This is a genomic window from Brasilonema bromeliae SPC951, assembly GCF_012912135.1.
In the GTDB taxonomy this organism is placed as follows: Bacteria; Cyanobacteriota; Cyanobacteriia; order Cyanobacteriales; family Nostocaceae; genus Brasilonema; species Brasilonema bromeliae.
This window is the reverse complement of sequence record NZ_QMEB01000382.1, coordinates 1-2455: the sequence shown is the minus strand read 5'-3', so window position 1 is coordinate 2455 and position 2455 is coordinate 1. Positions and strand designations below refer to the sequence as shown.

Here is a 2455-nt window from a genome sequence, read left to right as displayed (position 1 = left end):
TCGCGCAATCGCATGGCATTATTATCTGATAATTTGTCACCTTGACAGGGCTAGACTATAAGTCCTAGGCTTATAGGCGAAGTCCATTTTAATGGACTGAAAAACTGTTGTTGCTGAAATCTTGATATGAATTTAAAAATTCCCATTGATGTAGAGACGTTGCATCCGAAAGTTCTACATATGTGGAATTGTTAGCAACAATCCTTGCTACTGTGCGTAGCGAAATTCCCATATCTGCTAAAAATTTCATGATGCTTGTTTTTCAGCATTTGTGAAAGAATAAACCCGCTCTTGAGTCAACCAAGCAGCATAAAGTAGAGATTGGCGAATATCCTCTGGTTCTAGGTCAGGGTATTCTTCTAAAATTTCCTCTACAGGTTTCCCATTCGCTACTAAATTGACAACTAACGAAACAGGAATTCTCATTCCGCGAATACAAGCTTGTCCAGCCATGATGCGCGCATCGAAGGTAATTCTGTCTAAACCTAACATAAATCAACTCTCCAAAATTACGTTGTCTAAACTAAATTTAATTCCTTACCTAACCAGTAATGTAGGGTGGGCACTGCCAGTCAGATCCTGCTCACCATTATGAGGGTTTTAGTGGCAGTGCCCACCACCACCATATGAGAGTTTCTACGAGTTCATGAGCTGTACGAAACTAAATTTAATTCCTTGCCTAACCAGTTCGCAAAGCTGGTATGATAGAAACTATAAAAAGTTTCTTCTCCTCTAATTTCCTGATGTAAAAATTCCAGCCAATTTTCCAGCACTTTTTCTACTTCGTATTCATCTTCATCAATTATTTGGGCGATTAATTCTACTGAAAGGGGTTGCACAAGCTGTGCTAAACATTTTAATACACGATTACCCACTGGAGACAAACCTTTACCCTTGATGCGCTGGTAATGATTTTTGTAATACGCCTCTAATCCTGGGGGGAGTGGTTCAAATTGGAAAGGTATGGCTAACGCCACGCTTGGGCTATCGCGATAAAAGCCTTGGGAGATTCCTTTTAAGATGTGGTTGAGATACATGAAATTGTTTTCGCTCTTGACTGTTAGCTGTTGTGTGAGCTGTTGGCAGAATTCTTGTTCGCTGATAGAGTGATTGTTTATCCACCGAGCGTTCTTTAAAAAAGAGGGTGTGACTGAAATATATTGTTGTATGTATGTCTGCACATCTTCTCGGTTTTGTTTGGAATATGCTTCTAAATCCAAAATTTGAGCAGGGGTTTCGATTAATAAACCAGATTTTTCGCTCTTGAAGGGGCGACGGGTGAGCAGAAAATAAACTCGCTCTGGAAGATATCTAGGAAGGTAAAATAGATTTGAGTCTGGAGATTGGTTGTTGAGGTCGATTTGATCACACCCATCAATAGCAATAATCAAACGCTGATCTGGTTCTAGTAAATCGCTCACTTTCTGAAGTAAAAGTGAGAGAAACCAACTTCCCTCAGTCGCGTTATCAGGAAGCGACACATTTGTATCCCCCATTTCCCTAATTAAAGCCTCGACTCCGCTCGGCTTTAACCCTGAGCGTAGCCGAAGGGTTAACTGAGTGCAAACAGTTATGAGAAATTCCTCCGCACAATTTTTTCCTTCAACTTCCGCACTGTAATAAACAACAGAAGGATTTTCCATCACATACTTGGCGAGAATGGCACTTTTGCCACTGCCAGGTGTGCCCACAATGGTAAAGTAACCACAGAGTTGGTGGTTGAGGAAGTCGGTAATAGCAGCAAAGGCAAATTCACGACCAACAAAATTGCTGCTTTTTTGGTGAATCAGTTGCTGAAATTCTTTTTGGGAAGCGGTTGAAGGGCGAGGTGTGATGTTCATAAACCTGCTTCCAACTGGAGGAAATGAATCTGTCCTGAATCATCCCCTGCCGTAATTATCATTCCATCCGGTGTAACAGCACAACACAATACTGGACTCTCAGCAGTAAAATTGGTAATAACCTTGCCATCAGCCAAATCCCAGACTTTGAGTGTCTTGTCATCGGAAGCAGAAATCACCCGCTTGCCGTCTGGGGTGATGGCGACTGCCTTTACCGAGTTGCTATGAGCGTTGAGTGTGAAAAGTTGTTTGCCATCTGCCAAATCCCAGACTTTGAGAGTGTTGTCAACGGAACCAGAAATCACCCGCTTGCCGTCTGGGGTGACGGCGACTGCTAATTCCCACGGTCTATGAGTGTTGAGTGTGAAAAGTTGTTTGCCATCAGCCAAATCCCAGACTTTGAGTGTTTTGTCAACGGAAGCAGAAATCAGCCGCTTACCGTCTGGGGTGAGGGCGACTGCCGTTACCGAGTTGCTATGACCCGTGAGTGTGAAAACTTCTTTACCATCAGCCAAATCCCAAACTTTGAGTGTTTTGTCAACGGAAGCAGAAATCAGCCGCTTGCCGTCTGGGGTGACGGCGAGTGCCGTTACCGAGTTGCTATGAGCGTTGAG

At 43.2% G+C, this 2455-nt stretch carries 3 protein-coding genes; all 3 read right to left on the bottom strand.

Annotated features, from left to right (window positions below; genetic code table 11):
* Positions 1 to 246: 246 nt before the first annotated feature.
* Positions 247 to 492, bottom strand: coding sequence for a DUF433 domain-containing protein (locus DP116_RS27825; protein WP_169158198.1), 246 nt, complete (start codon positions 490 to 492; stop codon positions 247 to 249).
* A 152-nt stretch (positions 493 to 644) separates the two neighbouring features.
* Positions 645 to 1841, bottom strand: coding sequence for an ATP-binding protein (locus tag DP116_RS27820; protein WP_169158197.1), 1197 nt, complete (start codon positions 1839 to 1841; stop codon positions 645 to 647).
* Positions 1838 to 2455, bottom strand: a 618-nt coding sequence (locus DP116_RS27815) for a WD40 repeat domain-containing protein (RefSeq protein ID WP_169158196.1), incomplete at its 5' end; no start/stop codon positions are given. The genes DP116_RS27815 and DP116_RS27820, both read right to left, overlap by 4 nt.